An 18,176-nucleotide genomic window follows, 5' to 3' on the forward strand; every position below is an offset into this window, starting at 1 on the left:
TCCGTTGGTCGCCGTCACCCGGAGTTGCAATGACGATTGCCCAGACCCAGAACACCGCCGAACAGTTGCTGCGCGATGCCGGCATCCTGCCGGTGGTCACCGTGGACACATTGGACCAGGCGCGCCGCGTCGCCGATGCGCTGCTCGAAGGCGGCCTGCCCGCGATCGAGCTGACCCTGCGCACGCCGGTTGCGATCGACGCGCTGGCGATGCTCAAGCGCGAGTTGCCCAACATCGTGATCGGCGCGGGCACCGTGCTGAGCGAATTGCAGCTGCGTCAGTCGGTGGATGCCGGTGCAGACTTCCTTGTGACCCCGGGCACGCCCTCGCCGCTGGCGCGCTTGCTGGCGGATGCGCCGATCCCGGCGGTTCCTGGCGCAGCCACCCCGACCGAGCTACTGACGTTGATGGGCCTGGGATTCCGCGTCTGCAAGCTGTTCCCGGCCACCGCCGTGGGCGGTCTGCAGATGCTCAAGGGCCTGGCTGGCCCGTTGTCCGAGCTCAAACTGTGCCCCACCGGCGGCATCAGCGAGTCCAACGCCGCCGAGTTCCTGTCGCAGCCGAATGTGCTGTGCATCGGCGGTTCGTGGATGGTCCCCAAGGACTGGCTGGCGCAGGGCCAATGGGACAAGGTCAAGGAAAGTTCGGCCAAGGCGGCGGCGATCGTGCGGCAGGTGCGGGCGGGCTGATTGGCTGGGCGCCATATCCGGCAGGTCGATCGTTGGATGGCTTCGAATCTGCATGTCGATACAGATATGCTGATTCGCCGATGACGGCATGAAGATCGAGTAATCCTGCACGACGGCGATCACTGCAGTGTTCGCTCGTAGGCCCGAGAAAAAATCTTTCCAGGCATCTTGGCCACGCAGCTTTTCTGCTCGAGGCCAAGGCGATGGCATACCGATCTACTCGAAGCCACGGCGATGACATACCGAAGCGGCAGCGTGGCCGGGGATCGGCGGAAAGCGGCACACGGATGTGCCGCGACGGCGAGTCAGACAGGATGTCTGTCGAGCCGAAGAGCCGATCCCCGGCCGCGCTGTCGCCCCTTACCGGGGCCGCTGATTGGCGGTTAGGTGCTTTGGTCGTCGTACGAGCCGAAGGAAGGAACCGTACCCTCACCCCAACCGCTCTCCCAGGGGGAGAGGGGCTTAACGCCTTACCTCGTTCACGATTCCAACGCAGCGCTCGACGGCCTCGTCTTCGGCACACCGCGCGCGCGCCGCACCAGGGCAGCTGCACCACTGCTCATGTCGTCGAGGATCGCGTAGATCGTCGGCAGGAATAGCAGGCTCACCACCGTCGAAAACGCCAGGCCACCGGCGATGGCGCGCGCCATCGGGAAGTACGGCGGGCCATCGCTGAACATCGTGGTGCTGGTCAGCGAAATCGGCACCATCGCCAGGATCGCGGTGCCCATCGTCATCATGATGGGCCGCAAACGCTCGCGTGAGCCTTCGACCAGGGCCTGCGTGCGCCCCATCCCGCGGCGGCGCAGATTGTTGATGTGCTCGATCATCACGATGCCGTTGTTCACCACCACGCCCATCAGCACCAGGATGCCGATGAAGGACATGATGCCGAACGAGGTCCCGGTGATCCAGAACAGCCAGAACACCCCGAAGATCGAGAACAGCACCCCGCTCATGATCGCCGCCGGGAACAGCAGCGACTCGAACACCGCCGCCATCACCACGTAGATCATCACCAACGCGATCACCAGATTGAACACCATCTGGCCCATCGCCTCGCCGTCGTTCTGATAATCGCCGCCGTCGAAGGTGTAGCTGTAGCCGGCCGGGAAACGCATCGCATTGAGTGGTGCCTCCATCGCCGCACGCGCCTCCGGCACGGTGACCTTCTCGGCGAGATTGGCCTTGATGGTCAACGTGGTCTGCCGATTGGTGCGCCCGATCTGCGTGGCGGCCGGACGGATCTGCACCTCCACCAGACTCAGCAACGGTACGCTGCGGCCATCCTTGGTGCGCACGGTGAAGCTGGCCAGATCTTCAGGCTTGCTCTGCTCGGCGCCGGCAAACCGCACCCACACCGGCACCTCGTTGTCGCCGCGGCGGAACTCGCGCAGCGGCGTACCGCGCAATGCCAACCCGACGAAGCTGGCCACTTGCTCGGCACTGAACCCGAATGCAGCTGCGCGCTCGCGGTCGACGCGAATCGCCAGCTCGCTGGTGCGGTCGCCCGTATCGACATGCACATCCCGCAACTCCTTGCGCCGCGCCAGCAGCGGAATCACATCGTCGGCCAGCGCTTTCAGTGCATCGGTCGAATCGCCGACCAACTGCACTTGCACGCCTTGGTTGCCATTGCCGCCATCGCCCTGGTTGCCGATGCTGTAATCGGTACGCGCAGAGCGCGGCAGCTCCTTGCGGATTTTTTCCAGCAGCGGCGGCAGGTCCTTGACCTTGCTCGCATCGAAGGTCACCACCGTATTGCTGCCTTCCACCTCGCTGAACCATGAGTAGATCTGCGTGATGTGGTACTTGGCGCGATTGGCTTCCAGATAGTTTTCGACACGGCCGATCTCTTCGCCCAGCTGCTCGCGCGTGTACGAGCCTTTCCACTGGTATTGGATGAAGGCCTCGTTGCCGCCGTCGCCACCGAACATGTCGATCTTGGTCAGCTTCATCGGTACCAGGCTGATCGCACTGACCAGAATGATGCCGGCCACGCTCCAGCCGCGATGCGCCAACGTCCATGCCAGCAACTTGGCGTAACGACGCTGCAGCCGCGCGATCACGCCGTGCTCGGAGGTCACCATCGGCGGCGTTTTCATGCGTGCCGACAACATCGGAATCAAGCTGATTGCCACCAGCCACGACGCCAGCAACGACACCGAGATGGTGATGGCGATCTGCGCCATGAAAATGCTGATGTTGTTGGTCTCGCCGAACAGGTTCGGCACGAACACGATGCAGTGGCACAAGGTGCCGGCGCTGAGCGCAATGGCCACGCTGCGCGTTCCCAGCAGCGCGGCACGCTGCGGTTGGTCGGGCATGCGCTCGCGTTCCTGGTAGATGCTTTCTACCACCACCACGGCGTTGTCCACCAACATACCCACTGCCAGCAGCAACCCCATCATCGTCAGGATGTTGAGCGTGACCCCGACGAAATACATGAAACCCAAGGTGATGGCGAAGCAGATCGGGATCGCCAAGGTCACCATCAACGTCGATGGCCAATGCCGCAGGAAGAAGAACAACACCGTGATCGATAACAGCAGACCCACCGCGCCGGCTTCGGCCAGTTCGGCCAGCGACGAGGTCACCGCCTTGCCCTGGTTGTCGATCACCTTGACCTGCACGTCGCGCAGCGCCGGTTGGGCGCGGATGTCTTCAACCTCTTTCAACGCCGCCTTCGACACCTCCACCAGATTGGCGCTTCGCTCCTTGTAGACATCCAGGCCGATGGCCGGGCGCCCATCCAGGCGCCGCCCGTAATTCATGCGCGTCGGCTTGAGCCGCACCTCGGCAATGTCGCCCAGCCGCACGCCTTTGGCGTTGAGCACCAGCTCGCGCAATTCCTGCAGGTCGCGCAGTTCACCGATTGGCTGCACCCGGATGCGCTGGCCGTTGTCGTCGATCTGGCCTGCAGACACCGAGAAATTGAGCTTGCCCAAGCGCTCGCTCAGGTCGTTGAGGCTGAGGTCGTGCGCGGTGAGCCGATCCGGCGCGATCGCGATTTCGACCTCGTTCGGCGGCGCACCGGAAATTTCCACCTTGGCCACGCCCGGGATGCGCTCGATGCGCCGCTTGAACTCGCGATCGAGCATGTCGTAGGCGCCGGTCAGATCGGTCTGGCTGGCCAGGCGCACCTTGAGCACCGGCTCGTCGCTGCTGGACCATTTGAAGACCTGGAAGCGCTGCAGATCCTCCGGGAAATCGTCGCGTACCGCGTCCAATCGCTCGCGCGCATCGGATGCGGCGATGGCGATATCGCGGTCCCAGTCGGAGAATTCGATGAAGATGTTCGCGCCGTCGGCGGTGGCGGTCGAGCGCATGCGCTTGATGCCGGTCATCGTCGCCAGCGCTTCCTCGGCCGGCCGCACCAGGTTGCGTTCCACCTCGTCCGGCGTGGAGCCGGTGTAGGGCAATTGCACGAACAGGAATGGCGCGGAAATATCCGGCAGCGCCTCCAAAGGCAGCCGGAACGCCGCGATCAAGCCCACCACCACCAGCGACACGAAGCACATGATGGTGGTGACCGGGCGACGGATGCTGAAGGCGGCAACGCTCATAGCGCCTCCAGCCCGTCGGCGTTGCCTGCCGCCTGCGCGCGTTGCCCGGCCATGCGCCGGCCACGCTCTAGGTAATACGCATCGGCGCGGCGATCCAGCAGGTCGTACACCACCGGTATCACCAGCAGGGTCAGCAAGGTCGAGACCAGCAATCCACCGATCACGGTAATGGCCATCGGCGCGCGCACTTCAGCGCCCTCGCCCATCGCCACCGCCAGCGGCAGGAAGCCGAACAAAGTGCACAAGGTGGTCATGATGATCGGCCGCAGGCGCGAGCGCGCACCTTCGATCAGCGCCTCGCGCTTGGGCACGCCGTCTTCGCGCAGCTGATTGACCTTGTCGATCAGGATGATCGCGTTCTTGGTCACCAGGCCCACCAGCAAAATCAGGCCGATGAACACCACCACCGAGATCGGCTTGCCGGTCATCAGCAGGGCCAGCACCGCACCGACCATTGCCAGCGGAATGGTGAACAGAATGACGAACGGATGCAGCAGCGACTCGAACTGCGAAGCCATCACCAGATAGACCAGGAAGATCGCCAGCCCGAACGCGAACAACAGCGACTTCACCGATTGCGCCAGTTCCTCGCCCTGCCCACCGATGTGCATGCCTACGCCGGCTGCAAGCGGGTCCTTGCGCACCATCGTCTCCACTTCGCGCACCGCACCGCCCAGGTCGATGTCCTTCAGGCTGGCCGACACGATTGCCACGCGGGTCTGGTCGGCGCGATGGATCTCGCTCGGCCCCGTCGTCGCCAGTACCTCGGCAACCGCCGCCAGGCGCACCGGCCGGCTGCTCCCCGGGTTGACGATCAGCTGACGGATCGCGTCCACACTGGCGCGGTCGCTGTGCTGCGCACGCACCAGCACATCGATCTTGCGATCGCGGAAGCTGTAGCGTGTGGCCACATCGCCGCGCACCTTCTTGACGATGACATCGGCGATCTGGCGCGTGGTCAGCCCCAAAGCGCCAGCGCGCTCCTGATCGAAACGGATCTGGATCTCCGGGAAGCCCTCTTCCACCGTCGATTTGACGTCGGCGTAGTGGCCGTTGGCGCGCAACATCGCCGCCAATTTCTGCCCGGCGCGTTCCAGCTCGCCCAGGTCCTGGCCGCGCAGTTCCACTTCCAGCGGCGTCGAAAAACTGAACAACGCCGGTCGCGCGAAATCCACCTGCGCGCCTGGGTGCCCGACCATGCTGCTGCGCAGCCGCTCGGTCGCTGCCGCTTCCACCGCCGGGCTACCGCCGCCGGCCATCACCACGGTGAGCTTGCCAATGTTCTCGCCGCTCTCGGTGGGGTTGGCGTCCAACCGCGTGCCGCTGCCGCTGACGCCGTACAGCGACGCGATGCCCGGGTCCTTGTCGTGCGCCAGCTGCAACTCGCGCACCACTGCATCGGTCTGCGCCAGCGGCGTGCCGGAAGGCAGTTTGACGGTCATTTCGAAGCGATCCTGCGCCAGCTGCGGAATCAGATCCGCGCCCAGCATCGGCACCAGCAACGCCGTCCCGATGAACGCCGCCGCGGCCAGTCCCAGCACCAACCAGGGACGCCGCAGCGCCGCCGGCAAGATCCCCAGATAGCCACGCTCGGCACGAGCATACGGCGCCATCGCCAAGTCGCTGGCCTTGCGCATCACCGGCCCCACCACGCGGCTCAACCCGCGCCACACCTTCACTACGGCCCATGCCGCTCCGAAAAAGCCATAGCGCATGCTCGCACCTGCACCACGCCGGCCGGCCGCCACCGGCTTGAGCCAGCGCTGCTCGGGCTGCCACTGCGGATGGCTCGGCTCGTCCGGGAACGCCATCGGCGGTGCGCCCTTGAGCGAGCTCAGCATCGGAATCAGCGTCATCGACACCACCAGCGAGATGGCGATCGCGATCGCCACTGTCAATGCCTGATCGCGGAACAACTGCCCGGCGATGCCCTCGACGAACACCAGCGGCAGGAACACCGCAATGGTGGTCAACGTGGACGCCATCACCGCCATGCTCACTTCGCGGGTGCCGGCAATGGCCGCGTCCAGCACGCTCAAGCCGCGTTCGCGCGCCTTGGCAATGCTTTCCAGTACCACGATCGAATCGTCCACCACCAGGCCGGTGGCCAACGCCAGACCGCCCAGCGACATCACGTTGAGGCTCAGTCCGAGCTGGCCCATGAAGAAGAACGTGGTGATGATCGACACCGGCAACGACAGGCTGATGACGAACGTGCTCCAGCCATCGCGCAGGAACAGGAAGATGATCAGGATCGCCAGCACACCGCCGATTACCGCATCTTTTTTGACATCGCTGATCGCATGCTCGATGAAGTGCGATTGGTCCTCGATGGTGGTGATTTCCACATCGCCCGGCACGGTCGCCTTGAGCTGCTCCAGGCGCTTGCGCAGCGCCGCCGCCGTGGACACGGTGTTGGCATCGCCTTCCTTGTAGATCGCCAGCTCCACCGCTTCCTTGCCGCCCAGGCGGATGATCGCCTCGCGCTCCTTGTAGCCCTGGCGCACCTGCGCCACATCCTTCAGCCGCACCGGCATGCCGCCGGCGATGCTGCTGCTGGACGACGAGGAGGTGCTCTGTACTTCAGCCGCTGCCGCCAGGGCCGCCTGCGAACCAGTGGACGCCGCAATGGCATACATCTGCTGCATCGCCGCTTCGGCCGCGCTGCCGCTGCTGCTCTGCGTGGTCACCAGCATGTTGCGGATCTCGTCCAGATCCACGAACTGGTTCACCGTGCGCACCAGGTAGCGCTGCGAACCTTCTTCCAGCCGGCCGCCGGAGATGTTGACGTTCTCCTCCTTGAGCCGGGTGATCACGTTGTCGATCGGCAGGTTGAGCTGGGCCAGCTTCTGTTGATCGATGTCGACCTGAATCTCGTCTTCCAGCCCGCCGCCGACCTTCACCGCCGCCACGCCGGCCACCGGTTCGAGCTTCTTTTTCAGGTCTTCGTCGGCATAGCGGCGCAAGCCGGTGAGCTGGCGGATCGCATCGGTATCGGAGGCCGGCGCCTGCTTGGGGGACAACGCCAGCCGCATGATCGGCTCGGTAGAGGGATTGAAACGCAGCAACACCGGCGGCTTGGTTTCCAGCGGCAGCGACAAGGCTTCCATCTTGTCGCGCACCTCCAGGCTGGCCTGGTCCATATTGGTGCCCCAGGCGAACTCCAGCACCACATCGCTCTGCCCTGTGCGCGAGATCGACTTGAGCTTGCGCAGGTTCTTGACCACGCCGACGGCTTCTTCCACCGGCTCGGTCACCAGCGTTTCGATTTCCGCCGGCGCCGCGCCGGTGTATTCGGTGCGTACCGTGAGCGTGGGATAGCTCAAATCGGGCAGCAGATTGACCTTGAGGCTGCGTAACGCGATCAGCCCGAACAGCAGCATGGTCACGGTGATCATGGCGATGGTCACACGCCGCCGCGTGGCGAAGGCCACCAGACCACCGCCGCCAGGCAGCGGCGCGTGCGGATCATGCACGGGTCCATGCGGATTGCCGTTCTGGCTCATGCGTGCGTCTCAGCATGTGCGGGCGCAGCGGCCTTGGCCGCGACCGGCTTGCGATCGGGTTGGCCGATCACTTGCACCGCAGTGCCGTCGCGCAGCGCCACCTTGCCGGCAGTCACCACCTGATCGCCTTCCTTCAGGCCCTGCCGCACTTCCAGCCACGGCCCTTCGGCATAGCCCAGCTTCACCGGCACGCGGCTGACCTTGCCGTTGCGCACCACGAAGACTGCCGGTTCGCCATCGTCCAACAACGCCAGGCGCGGAATCACCAACGCGTCCTTGCGTTGGTCGTAATCGATGCGGATGCGCCCGAACATGCCCGGCTGCAACGCTTCGGCCCCCTGGCCGAACGCGCAGACCACACGAAACGTGCCACTGCCTGAATCCACCACCGGCGCGATGCGGTCCACCTTGCCGACGAATTGCTGGCCAGGCAGCGCATCGGCCAGCAAGGTCACCGGCTGGCCCGACTTGAGCGTGGCCAGTTCGCGTTCGGGCACGTTGAGCGTGGCCTCGAGCTGCGAATCGTCGACGATGCGGAAGATCGGCGTGTTGATCTGCACGAAGTTGCCGGTCTTGATCGAGCGCGATGCGATCACGCCGGAGATTGGCGCCTGCACCGTGGTGTAAGAGAGCTCCAACGCTGCAAGCCGGTGCTGCGCACGGCTGTTTTCGACATCGAATTTGAGCTGGTCCACATCTGCGGCGCTGACCAACTGCTGCCCCACCAACTGCGTGGCGCGGCGATAGCTGTTTTCCAGCTTGCGCAGCTGCGCTTCGCTCTGTGCCACCGCCAGATGCGCGCGATCCGGATCCAGGCGCACCAGCGCCTGGCCCGCCGACACCTTCTGCCCCTCTTCCACCATCACCGACAGCGCAACGCCCGAGGTCTTGGCCACCACTTGCGCCTCGGCGCGCGGCTCCAGCGCAGCGGTGCCGGTGTAACTGGCGGCTACCGCACGGCGCGCGGCCTTGGCGATTTCCACCGGCACGGCATCCACCGCCTTCTTTTCCTCGGCCGCCTTGGCCTTCCCCTCTCCTGCCTTGCAACCGCCCAGCAGCAGGCTCGTGGTGATCAACAACGCAGCGGCGCAGGTTCCGCTGCGACCCGGCAAGAAGGAGAATGGCGACATCGTCGTGTCCTAGTGGATGCGTGAACAGGTGTTGTATGCAAGTAGACCACCCAAATGCACATGCCGCCAATGCGCCAAAGGTCATGGTCTATTCAAGTTGGCCTATTCACCCGGTTTGCGCCGCGCCAAATCGCAGGCATACTCGGTCCGGTTCCGCCACGCCCCCACGTGCGGACGCTCAATCAGTCTTCCGGATACGAAACCATGCGCCCGCAGCCGCTCGCCGCTTGTCTCGCTCTGGTCGTCTTCCTGCCGTTTGGGGGCGCATCAGCAACACCGCAAGCCACACCCGCAGCTCCGGCCACCCCGGTGCCTGCCGCCGCGGCGGCAACCCCTGCCGCGCCGACCGGCAATCCGTCAAATGGGCGCTTGCTCGCCTATACCTGCCAGGGCTGCCACGGCGTCACCGGCTATAAGAACGCCTACCCCAGTTATCGCGTGCCCAAGATTGGCGGCCAGACCAGCCAGTATCTGACCCAGGCGTTGACCGAATATCGCCAGGGCAAGCGCAAACATCCAACCATGCAGGCACAGGCGCAGAGCTTCTCCGAGCAGGACATCGCCGACATCTCCGCCTTTCTGTCCACCCTCAAGTAAGCGCCCACATGCCGAACGCCCTGCACGCTCCGCGTCTAGCCATCGCCCTGGTCGCTGCCCTGATGATGGCGGCCTGCTCCCAATCCCAGGTTGAGTCCACCGATCACTCCGCTGGCGATCCCGGTCACGCCAGCGGCGAACACGGCTCCGGCTCGTCGGCAGGTCTGCCTACCGGCCGCGCCGACGCCGGCGACAAACTCGCCCATGCCAAGGGCAAGGCGACCGGCCAGAGCTGCGTGGACTGCCACGGTGCCGATGGCAATGCGCCGATCGATCCCAGCTATCCCAAACTGGGCGGCCAATACGGCGACTACCTTGCGCATGCGCTGCAGGCCTACCGTAGCGGCGACCGTCAGCATCCGTTGATGACCGCCCAGGCCACCGCGCTGAGCGATCAGGACATCGCCGACCTGGCAGCGTACTTCGGCGCGCGGCAAACCCAGTTGCGCGATCTGCACGGCGTCAACTGAGTCAGAGGCGACGCCACACCGTCTCATTCGGAATGAAAAAGCGCTTGCGCGAACATTAACAGGCCGCTATCATTTCGTTCTCAGTTTCGTGGGGCCATAGCTCAGCTGGGAGAGCGCCTGCATGGCATGCAGGAGGTCGGCGGTTCGATCCCGCCTGGCTCCACCACTTCAGACATTAGGCCGTCTGAAATGACAACTCAGGTTTTGATATGCGTCCCCATCGTCTAGAGGCCTAGGACACCACCCTTTCACGGTGGACACCGGGGTTCGAATCCCCGTGGGGACGCCAATCATCTGAAAGCCCCGGCACTGCCGGGGCTTTTTTTGCCTGTCAGCGGGCCGAATCCAGTTGTGCGCAACGTTGGGCATGCCCTGGCTCATTGGCATCATGCAGCGGATAGAAGAGCTGAATCCATGCCGCGGCGAGCGTAGCGCCTGGTGCACGCATCGGTACGCGCGCACGGCCATTCGGCGGACCATTACCGCCCTGCCAACGCCTGCTCGATCCCAGCGCTTGACGAGTTGCAGTGTTACTCAAACCGATGAGCGTTCGCACGCGGATTTTTTTGCTACCGGAGATGTCTCTGCCCGCCATCGCGGTTGCCACGTCGCGACGTTGCCAGCGGCATCGTTAAGGATCGCCACGCCGAAAGCGTAGTGTGCGTGATGATCGCGCTCACGCATGCCGTCGATGACGACGAGCGAGGGACGCAAGATCGGGTGTTGCTTGTAAACCAGATGCAGCGAACCTGACGCCCGGCCCGACAGAGCCGTTGCTCGCAAATCGACAGCTGTCGAATCACGCGCACACTGGCATCGACGCATCCAGTGCGCCGATATCGCTGTCACAGCGATTCATTGCGCCGCGAACACCAAAGACTGACGGCTTGAAGCGTTCCGGGTGCGCGCCACTGCCGTTCAATCGCCGCACCCGACGCGGGCGGCCTTGCAGTTGCCCTGGCAGATGCGCTCTTGCTGCAAATTTTTGCCCAGCCACTTCCCATCGCGTGGCGATGTCGCTATGATTGCCGGCTCGCAGCAACGCGGGGCCATAGCTCAGCTGGGAGAGCGCCTGCATGGCATGCAGGAGGTCGGCGGTTCGATCCCGCCTGGCTCCACCATTTCAGACATTAGGCCGTCTCAAGTGGATAACGAGGTTTTGATACGCGTCCCCATCGTCTAGAGGCCTAGGACACCACCCTTTCACGGTGGACACCGGGGTTCGAATCCCCGTGGGGACGCCAATCATCTAAAGCCCCGGCACTGCCGGGGTTTTTTCTTGCCTGTCCCTAACCTGCGTCTACGACGTATGTCGCGGCCATTGCGAAGTGGGATCAGTGGTCGTGCGAGTGCTTCTCGCTGATGCAGCCCGCATGCAACACTTCATCTACGCACTCGCAAGCCGCTACATCGCTAGCCAATCATCGCCACCTCGCAATCCGTTCAGAGTGCACAGGGCCCCATCGCACGCTATTGCGATGAGATGAGTAGAGTCTCTGTTCGATTTCGAAGCCAGCCATGCAGTGCACTCCGCCGAACACCTCAGGTCTGCCCGCTATCCAGCGCCTTGCGGCCCTCGTGCGTCAGGTCGATGTCGCCATCTTCGGCTTGCGTGGCATAGCCGGCGCGTACCGCCCAGTTTCCCTCTTCGTCGGCTACCGGCTTGGTGTCGTGGATGTCGCGCAGGATGCGTAGCTGTTGCGAAGCATCGAAGTCCATGGGGCCACCTGTTCAAAAGAAACTCCCAAGGTACGCAAGCGGCGTGATGGTCGCGTGCCTGCAACGTCATCCGTGACCTGCGCACCGCATGGCGCACGGCAGTTGTGTGCCTGATGCGTGGGCGTGCGGGCAATCAGGCATCTGGGCCACGCAGGCGCACTTGCAAGCGAATCGCCCCCCCCCCCGGCGCCAGCCAATCCTGCACCGCGCGCCGATCACGCCCCGCCTTGGCGCTCAGCTGGACCGCACTGACGGTCGCCAGCCTCGCTGTCCGCGCGCCGCGATCAACCAAGCCCCATACCCTGCCGAAACGCCACATAGCAAAAAGCCCCACCGGACTTCTCCAGAAGGGCTTTCGCTGGTGCTGCAACAACTTGGTGCGAAGGTGGGCAACGAAAACCCATTGATATCAACCATTCTGCGCAGGATGCCCGAAAGATACCGCCAAAGTTACCGCCACGAGGTGGCCGCTTGGGCCATCTGCAGGCAGCCGTTCCCGCCTGCAGATGGCCCCCCGCTTCCCGGAAGAAAGTTGGGATTGACCCTCTTTAGCCGACCAGACGTTGCTGGGCGATGGGCTATTCAGCGCTTGCTGCAAAGCGTGTCCAGTTCGATTTCTTGCACGGTTCCGGGGACGACAGGCAATGCAGCAGGGCGTAATGGGGCAGAAGACGTGCCATTCGAGTTGCCCAGTGCGTACTCAACGCTCATAAGCAGCTTTGCCGTGCGCTTTGCGCAGTCAAACTCAATGCGTGACACAACTCGCTGCAGAGTCCCTTGCCCAGTTCTTGCGATGAGGTGAACACCCCACTGCTGAATCCAGGCAGTCGTGATGCCTGGTGATCTGGATATCGTCTTCGAGTCGACTTGGACGGGATCTCCATCTGCGGTTTCCGCAATTTTGATCCATCTTGGATCATTCACAATGATCGCCCGGCAACTCCAGCCGGGTGGGAGGGGCTTTGTACTGTAGGTGACTGGCTCGCCTTCCTTCTTGCAATTGAATACTGCCGTTTGAGCCTCGGCAACGCCGGATGCCAGCAGCCAACCAGCAATGATGAGAAAAACCGCCTTCCACATTGCCGCCCCCATATCCGCGATGATCCGCGATGATCCGCCATTCCGAGCAGGCCAACAGGCTCCGCGAATCCATATTAGCGACTTTCGCCTCCCCGGCTAGCCCTTGTACTGCTTCAAGTTCGAAAGTGCTTTCGCCTTGCCCTCATCGGTTCTCGGGCCAGTGGATCGCCCACCATGGAAGCGGCAGCGGAGCTTGCCTGGCTCTGGCTTCGCCTGGCATGGCTGGCCGTCGCGGTGGCGAGTTGCCCCGCACTTGTTGGCCCGCTGGTACGGCCTTGCGGTGATCTTCTGGTTTCCCGCTCGCCCGGAGTCATACGCATGCGCGCACGCCCGCGATGGGAGCATTAATTCCGGCAGTGGCGCCGAAGTCAAACGCGCCCGCGCGAAATGGTCAGTTAATTCCGGCGTTGGGGCCGTAGCTTTGGGCTGGCCTACTTGGCTGTACTTTACTCCGGTCAGCTCGGCCCACTCGATCAAGATGGCGTCCAGTACCGCGCTATTGGTTGCCTCAATGCTGCGGGGCCGCTCCTGCGCCTGCCGCGCCTCGAACACCGCCAGCGCCCTCCGGCCGGGCATGTAGTCGATGCGGCGCATTGTGGCCCGCCGCTCCCTTTGCAGTTTGGCCAGATGAAGCTTGTCGCCGCTCAGGTATCGGTCGTGCATCACCCACCTCCATGCAAGGGGCGCGCTGTAATTGGTCCGTGGTGGCCCATAGATCTAGCTACCGCTTGGTAGATATCTAGAAGGTGCCCGATAGCCGGGGCACCGAAGCGAGTGAAAGCTGCCCTGTAGGACCGACCACCGGGCCACACTGCCCCGATAGTCGTACCTACTGGCGCGCTCCTTGACCCGATAGCCGGGGCGCACTGCCCCAATGACCGGGGCGAGCATCGCGTTTTCATGCCACCACGCGCAGCAGTCGCACGCACTTTCGCCACATGTTTGACGGGACCACGTTGGGCTTTACATCCAGCTTGCCGCCGCATTCCTCAATGCCCATCCAGGTGAAAGCAAAAAGTGAACACCAGTGCAGGCCACCTTGCCGGGTCTGCTCAATCAATCCAGCGGCCAGCAGCTCCAACAACGCCTTGCGCAGCGTGTCCTTGGACTTCCAGCCACGCTTGTGCATGACAGACCACGCCGCGCTCTGATCTCCGTTGTTGTAGCCATTGAATTGAGCGCCCAGATCCAGCAGAAGCGCACGCGCCTTCATGGAGAGGCCGCAGAACGCTGGACTTTCCAGCACTTCGACACTAACCCGGAAAAATGCACCGCCGGACTTGCGGCCTTTGAAGCGTTCCCGTTTCCTGGCGCTCATCGCGTGCCTCCCCGTATGGCGCCAAGCGCGCGGTGGACGCTCCCAACACCGTCGAAACAAGGCCGGCTCACCGGGAACCCTCCAGCGCAGCGCGTGCTGCATCCAACAGATCGGCCGCATCCACGACGGCCCAGTGTGGCTCGTCGGTCAAGCGCGCCCATGCTTCAAGCTGGGCCTGCGCCGCTTCCATGGCCACCGCCGCCAGATACAAGGCCGCCTCCATCGTGTAGTCTCGACTCGCACCCAGCCTGCCAGCGTGTGCGCCGTGGCCCACCTCGTGCGGGCTGCGTTGTTTATCAGGGAAGCGCATCAGCCACCTCCCCCTGCATCGCGTACTGCGCTACGCGGCTATGTGGCCGCCCTTGGTCGTCCAGCAACCGAATCAGGCGAGTCACGATGGGGTGCCCCTCCTGCCGCAACTCGAATACGCGGACGCCGGGCACGAACACGTTCAAGTCTCGCCGGGCGTCCAGCGTCGTCACTGGCCCCTTTCGCAACGCGGCCAACAGGCGCGCGCGCTGGGCAGATGCGGAAGTATCAACGATGTTCGCCTCAGGCCCGTTTTCAGCCGCCGGAGCATGCGTGTTGTTCTGGCTCATGGAGCCACCTCCTTGCCGGTGGCCTCGATCAACGCGCGAATGTCCTCGACCCGCCAGGCGGTGCAGCGCTCGCCCAGTTTGACCGGCTGCGGATAGCGGCCGGACCTCACGCCGGCCCACCAAGTGGACCGGGAGACCGGGATCAGGGCCGGGATGGCCGTGGTGTTGGTCTTGGTGTCGGCAGCACGGCCGACGATTTGGGGAAGTCGCAGGAAGCCCGTTGCGGGCAGTGGTGCAAGCTGCATATCTATATCCTTCACCGCTCCGGGATGGGCGACGTTGGACTCGAAAACTATGCTTTGAACCTACCTGCTAGTTGCAATTGCAGTCTTCAGCAGTGCAATTGCAGTTGCTTTTATTTCGTTCGCTTTTCCATGGCTTCTCCGACCTTTTTCAGATGCTCGCCAATGGTTCGGCCGGTCAGCTGCAACTCCGGCACAATGGCGGCTATCGTGTCGCCAGCCTTCATGTGCTGCGACAAATCCAAGTTCGCATGCCTTGCAAGCGCACCGATGACGCATAGCAACGTCGTGCGCTCGCGCTCATCAAGCGGTTTGTTTGCCTTGGGGGCGATCTCCGGCACAGGCACAATAGCAGCGAGATCGGCATCGTTGGAGCGAGCACGCTCCCGCACAGCCGCGAGCAGCGAAGCAGGAAAGGTGTCGAACTGCTGGGCTGCCCATTCTGCGGCAACGCTGGGAACGAAATGCCTAGCAGTGCCATACATCCGCGCCGCTGAGTCGGCGTCATCTCTTGGCACGAATGCGAGCCTCTGAGAAAGAGTGCCTCTGCGGATATCGTCCCCTGCACGCAATATCGCTATCGCTTGCTGGTCGCTTCCATTGACCCGTCCGGGATCGTTCGGCATACCGCGTTCATCGGGCACGAAGCCGCAGCACAGTGCCGCCAACTCTGCCTCGCTCCACAGGTCCTTTTTTGCCCAGTGAGGCCAGCGCTTTTCGCGTGATAGCTTGGCTTCCTCGACAAGCTGCTTGGCCTTTTCCAAGTCGTTCGATTTCGCAGCTTCAACCTGCACATTAAGCTCTGCCAAACTCATCGCCTCATAGCGTGCGCGCTGCTTTTCCATCGGCGTAGCTTCGTTGGATCGGCCTGCCATCGCTAGATCGCGCTTCCAGCTTGCTTTATCAAGCATGGCATCCACGCGCATGCCAGATAACGTGGGCACCGGGGGCGGGGCGAGCGATCCGAACTGGCGGCGCAACAGGTAGTCGATCAGTTTCTTTCGGTCGTGAATTTCCGGCATGGCGCACCCTTGCGCCCCTGAAATAGTCCCCACACCAGGCCGGCAGGGTGTCCGGCTTTTCGCCCCGTCGGGCTAGGTGCGGGTGTTCGGTGAAAGCTCAGCCCGCTTTGGCCCACAGCGGTACGACGTTGCCAACCGAGCGCAGGCCGTCCAGATAGTCGGCCCAAGCCTGCATCATGCGGACACGCTCGTGCAGGTACTGCGCTGCATGCGTGTACGCCTCGCGCACCTTGTTGGTTTCGGCGTGCGCCAGTTGCCGTTCAATGGCATCGGCGTTCCAGCCCATTTCGTTGAGCCTTGTTGCTGCCATGCTGCGGAAACCGTGGCCGGTCATCTCGTCGCCGGAATAGCCCAGCGCGCGCAGGGCTGCATTGACAGTGTTTTCCGACATGGGCCTATTGGGGCGCAGCCCAGGGAACACGTGGTGGCCGCCACCGGTCAGGGCATGCAGATCGCGCAGGATCGCCACGGCTTGGCTTGACAGGGGCACCAGGTGCGCCGCCTTCATCTTCATGCGCTCGGGCCGAATGCGCCACATGGCGGCATCCAGGTCGATTTCCGCCCACTCGGCCGCGCGCAGTTCGCCGGGGCGCACGAACACCAGCGGGGCCAACTTCAACGCGGCATGGGTCACTGGTTGTCCGCTGAAACCTTCGATGGCGCGCAGTAGCTGGCCGATCTTGGCCGGCTCGGTGACAGCGGCATGATGGCGGGCCTTGGCGGCTTTGAGCGCGCCGCGCAGGCTGGCGGTGGGATCGATCTCCGCCTTGCCTTCCAGCATGGCGTAACGGAACACCTGCCCGGCCTTGATCTTGGCGCGGGCGGCGGTTTCCAGCTTGCCGGTGGCTTCGATCTTGCGCAGGGCGTCCAGCAGCTCGCGGGGCGTGATCTCGCCAATGCTACGGCTGCCGATCTCGGGAAACAGGAAGGTTTCCAGCAGCCAGCGATTCTTCTCCGCCGTGACGCGCGCGACGGTCTGGCGGGCCATCCACTCGCGGGCCATGACCTCGAACGTCTCGCCAGCAGCCATCACCACTGCCGCCCGCTCCTGCTTGGCCTGCTTCCGTTGCTCGCCGGGGTCCACCCCAGCAGCCAGCAGCTTGCGCGCGGCGTCGCGCTTCTCCCGCGCATCGGCAAGGCCGGTATCCGGGTAAGTGCCCAGGCTCAGGGTGTTGCGCTTGCCCGTCACCGGGCGCCGGTAGTCCCACCGCCACCAGCGGGCGCCATCCGGCCGCATCAGCAGGTAGAGGCCGCCGCCATCACGCAGTTTGAGCGGGACAGCTCCGGGCTTGGTCTTGCGGATGGCGGTATCTGTCAGCGGCATGGCGGTAACTTTCGGCCTTGGCGAGCGGCAACCACCGCTGTTACCGCCAAAGCTACCGCCACCTACCGCCGGATTTCAACGCATGTCGCTGGACGCAGTTGGACCAACAGGCACAAAAAAACCCGCCAAGTTGCGGGTTTTATTGAAGTTTCTGGACGCTACTGGACATCCTGAAACAATGCACTGGTGCCGAAGGTGGGACTCGAACCCACACGCTTTTAAGGGCGGCGGATTTTGAGTCCGCTGCGTCTACCGATTCCGCCACTTCGGCGTGGCCGCGCAGTATAGCGATTTGTTGTTGAAACGAACAGTGTCAATTTGCGCCTGACGAATTCAGGTGCAAGCGGGGTCTGCAGCGCTGTGTCCAGGCAGTCCCGATATACTGGCCGACTTAGTGAAGGAGTAAGCAATGTCGGTGTTGCGTGGAGTTCGGGTACTCGTGGTCGAAAACGATGACATGAATGCCATGCTGCTCGATCTGCAGCTTGTTCAGGCGGGTGCCGTCGTCATGGGCCCGGTCGGCGAGGTGCGCGATGCTTTGCAACTGATCGACGACGACGCACCGGATATCGCAGTGCTGGACTATCGCTTGGGCAATGGCGAAACCAGCGAACCGGTCGCACGCCTGTTGTCGGAGCGCGGTATCCCGTTCGTACTGGCGACCGGCGTTGCCATCGGCAGCATCCCGAGCGGTTTCGAACGTGGCGTCATCCTGATCAAGCCGTATCTGTCCGAAGAACTGGTTGGCGCATTGTCCAAAGCGCGCGAGTCGCGCGGCGCTGAGGGCTGAGCAGCAGCACGGGCGCACCTGCCAGCCCGCCCCGGTGCGGCACGCATGCCGTCTCTAACACCCCCTCATCCTGCCACCGACGCGCTGTTTTGGGTGTACGGGCAGCGATTAGCTGAATCGCCGT

16 protein-coding genes and 5 tRNA genes are annotated in these 18,176 nt (G+C 63.5%); 8 read left to right on the forward strand and 13 right to left on the reverse strand.

Annotation, left to right across the window (positions count from 1 at the left end; genetic code table 11):
* The first annotated feature begins 29 nt into the window (after nucleotides 1–29).
* Nucleotides 30–689 carry a bifunctional 4-hydroxy-2-oxoglutarate aldolase/2-dehydro-3-deoxy-phosphogluconate aldolase gene (locus F7R02_RS05895; protein WP_078590916.1) on the forward strand — a complete coding sequence of 220 codons (660 nt, stop codon included), beginning with the start codon at nucleotides 30–32 and terminating at the stop codon, nucleotides 687–689.
* 479 nt (nucleotides 690–1,168) lie between these two features.
* Here the strand turns inward: F7R02_RS05895 and F7R02_RS05905 are convergent, their stop codons facing one another.
* From F7R02_RS05905 to F7R02_RS05915, 3 genes are read right to left on the reverse strand one after another with little or no spacing between them, the layout of a single operon-like run.
* Nucleotides 1,169–4,255, reverse strand: coding sequence for an efflux RND transporter permease subunit (locus F7R02_RS05905; RefSeq protein ID WP_078590918.1), 3,087 nt, complete (start codon nucleotides 4,253–4,255; stop codon nucleotides 1,169–1,171).
* Nucleotides 4,252–7,761, reverse strand: coding sequence for an efflux RND transporter permease subunit (locus F7R02_RS05910; protein ID WP_078590919.1), 3,510 nt, complete (start codon nucleotides 7,759–7,761; stop codon nucleotides 4,252–4,254). The genes F7R02_RS05905 and F7R02_RS05910 overlap by 4 nt, the downstream gene beginning before the upstream one ends.
* Nucleotides 7,758–8,891 (reverse strand): efflux RND transporter periplasmic adaptor subunit, encoded by a 1,134-nt coding sequence (locus F7R02_RS05915; RefSeq protein ID WP_167520978.1) that lies wholly within the window; start codon nucleotides 8,889–8,891, stop codon nucleotides 7,758–7,760. Before F7R02_RS05915 ends, F7R02_RS05910 begins: the two co-directional genes overlap by 4 nt.
* 204 nt (nucleotides 8,892–9,095) lie before the next feature.
* Here F7R02_RS05915 and F7R02_RS05920 point away from each other — a divergent pair, with 204 nt between their 5' ends.
* From F7R02_RS05920 to F7R02_RS05950, 6 genes are all read left to right on the forward strand, one after another.
* Nucleotides 9,096–9,488 (forward strand): c-type cytochrome, encoded by a 393-nt coding sequence (locus F7R02_RS05920; protein ID WP_033479859.1) that lies wholly within the window; start codon nucleotides 9,096–9,098, stop codon nucleotides 9,486–9,488.
* Between the two features lie 8 nt (nucleotides 9,489–9,496).
* The gene (locus tag F7R02_RS05925) at nucleotides 9,497–9,958 is read left to right on the forward strand and encodes a c-type cytochrome (protein ID WP_005915693.1); all 462 of its coding nucleotides are present in this window, start codon (nucleotides 9,497–9,499) and stop codon (nucleotides 9,956–9,958) included.
* Nucleotides 9,959–10,048: 90 nt separating this feature from the next.
* A tRNA-Ala gene (locus F7R02_RS05930) sits at nucleotides 10,049–10,124 on the forward strand.
* 47 nt (nucleotides 10,125–10,171) lie between these two features.
* Nucleotides 10,172–10,247, forward strand: a tRNA-Glu gene (locus F7R02_RS05935).
* Between the two features lie 756 nt (nucleotides 10,248–11,003).
* Nucleotides 11,004–11,079 (forward strand) — tRNA-Ala (locus tag F7R02_RS05945).
* Between the two features lie 47 nt (nucleotides 11,080–11,126).
* A tRNA-Glu gene (locus tag F7R02_RS05950) sits at nucleotides 11,127–11,202 on the forward strand.
* 298 nt (nucleotides 11,203–11,500) lie between these two features.
* Here F7R02_RS05950 and F7R02_RS05955 read toward each other — a convergent pair.
* The 10 genes from F7R02_RS05955 to F7R02_RS06000 form a co-directional block, all read right to left on the reverse strand.
* Nucleotides 11,501–11,677 (reverse strand): hypothetical protein, encoded by a 177-nt coding sequence (locus F7R02_RS05955; RefSeq protein ID WP_003482805.1) that lies wholly within the window; start codon nucleotides 11,675–11,677, stop codon nucleotides 11,501–11,503.
* A 582-nt stretch (nucleotides 11,678–12,259) separates the two neighbouring features.
* Nucleotides 12,260–12,757, reverse strand: coding sequence for a surface-adhesin E family protein (locus F7R02_RS05960; protein ID WP_139371070.1), 498 nt, complete (start codon nucleotides 12,755–12,757; stop codon nucleotides 12,260–12,262).
* 96 nt (nucleotides 12,758–12,853) lie between these two features.
* On the reverse strand, nucleotides 12,854–13,420 hold the full coding sequence (locus tag F7R02_RS05965) for an HGGxSTG domain-containing protein (protein WP_053054266.1): 567 nt from the start codon (nucleotides 13,418–13,420) through the stop codon (nucleotides 12,854–12,856).
* Nucleotides 13,421–13,655: 235 nt separating this feature from the next.
* Nucleotides 13,656–14,075 carry a hypothetical protein gene (locus F7R02_RS05970; RefSeq protein ID WP_053054265.1) on the reverse strand — a complete coding sequence of 140 codons (420 nt, stop codon included), beginning with the start codon at nucleotides 14,073–14,075 and terminating at the stop codon, nucleotides 13,656–13,658.
* 67 nt (nucleotides 14,076–14,142) lie between these two features.
* On the reverse strand, nucleotides 14,143–14,385 hold the full coding sequence (locus tag F7R02_RS05975; protein ID WP_139371071.1) for a hypothetical protein: 243 nt from the start codon (nucleotides 14,383–14,385) through the stop codon (nucleotides 14,143–14,145).
* Nucleotides 14,372–14,674 carry a helix-turn-helix domain-containing protein gene (locus tag F7R02_RS05980; protein ID WP_053054264.1) on the reverse strand — a complete coding sequence of 101 codons (303 nt, stop codon included), beginning with the start codon at nucleotides 14,672–14,674 and terminating at the stop codon, nucleotides 14,372–14,374. Before F7R02_RS05980 ends, F7R02_RS05975 begins: the two co-directional genes overlap by 14 nt.
* Nucleotides 14,671–14,919: a helix-turn-helix transcriptional regulator gene (locus F7R02_RS05985; protein WP_078561606.1), complete on the reverse strand. Its 249-nt coding sequence runs from the start codon at nucleotides 14,917–14,919 to the stop codon at nucleotides 14,671–14,673. The genes F7R02_RS05980 and F7R02_RS05985 overlap by 4 nt, the downstream gene beginning before the upstream one ends.
* Before the next feature lie 110 nt (nucleotides 14,920–15,029).
* Complete coding sequence (locus F7R02_RS05990; RefSeq protein ID WP_078561607.1) at nucleotides 15,030–15,938, reverse strand: hypothetical protein; 909 nt, start codon at nucleotides 15,936–15,938, stop codon at nucleotides 15,030–15,032.
* Between the two features lie 97 nt (nucleotides 15,939–16,035).
* Entirely contained in the window at nucleotides 16,036–17,262 is a 1,227-nt protein-coding gene (locus F7R02_RS05995) for a tyrosine-type recombinase/integrase (RefSeq protein WP_078590920.1), read from the reverse strand.
* A gap of 184 nt (nucleotides 17,263–17,446) precedes the next feature.
* Nucleotides 17,447–17,533: transfer RNA gene (locus tag F7R02_RS06000), tRNA-Leu, on the reverse strand.
* Between the two features lie 138 nt (nucleotides 17,534–17,671).
* On the opposite strand from F7R02_RS06000, the gene F7R02_RS06005 reads away from it, so the two are divergent.
* Nucleotides 17,672–18,052, forward strand: a complete 381-nt coding sequence (locus tag F7R02_RS06005; protein ID WP_139371072.1) for a response regulator — start codon at nucleotides 17,672–17,674, stop codon at nucleotides 18,050–18,052.
* Nucleotides 18,053–18,176: the final 124 nt, after the last annotated feature.

Origin of the sequence: Xanthomonas cissicola (assembly GCF_008801575.1) — a bacterium.
Lineage (GTDB): Bacteria > Pseudomonadota > Gammaproteobacteria > Xanthomonadales > Xanthomonadaceae > Xanthomonas > Xanthomonas cissicola.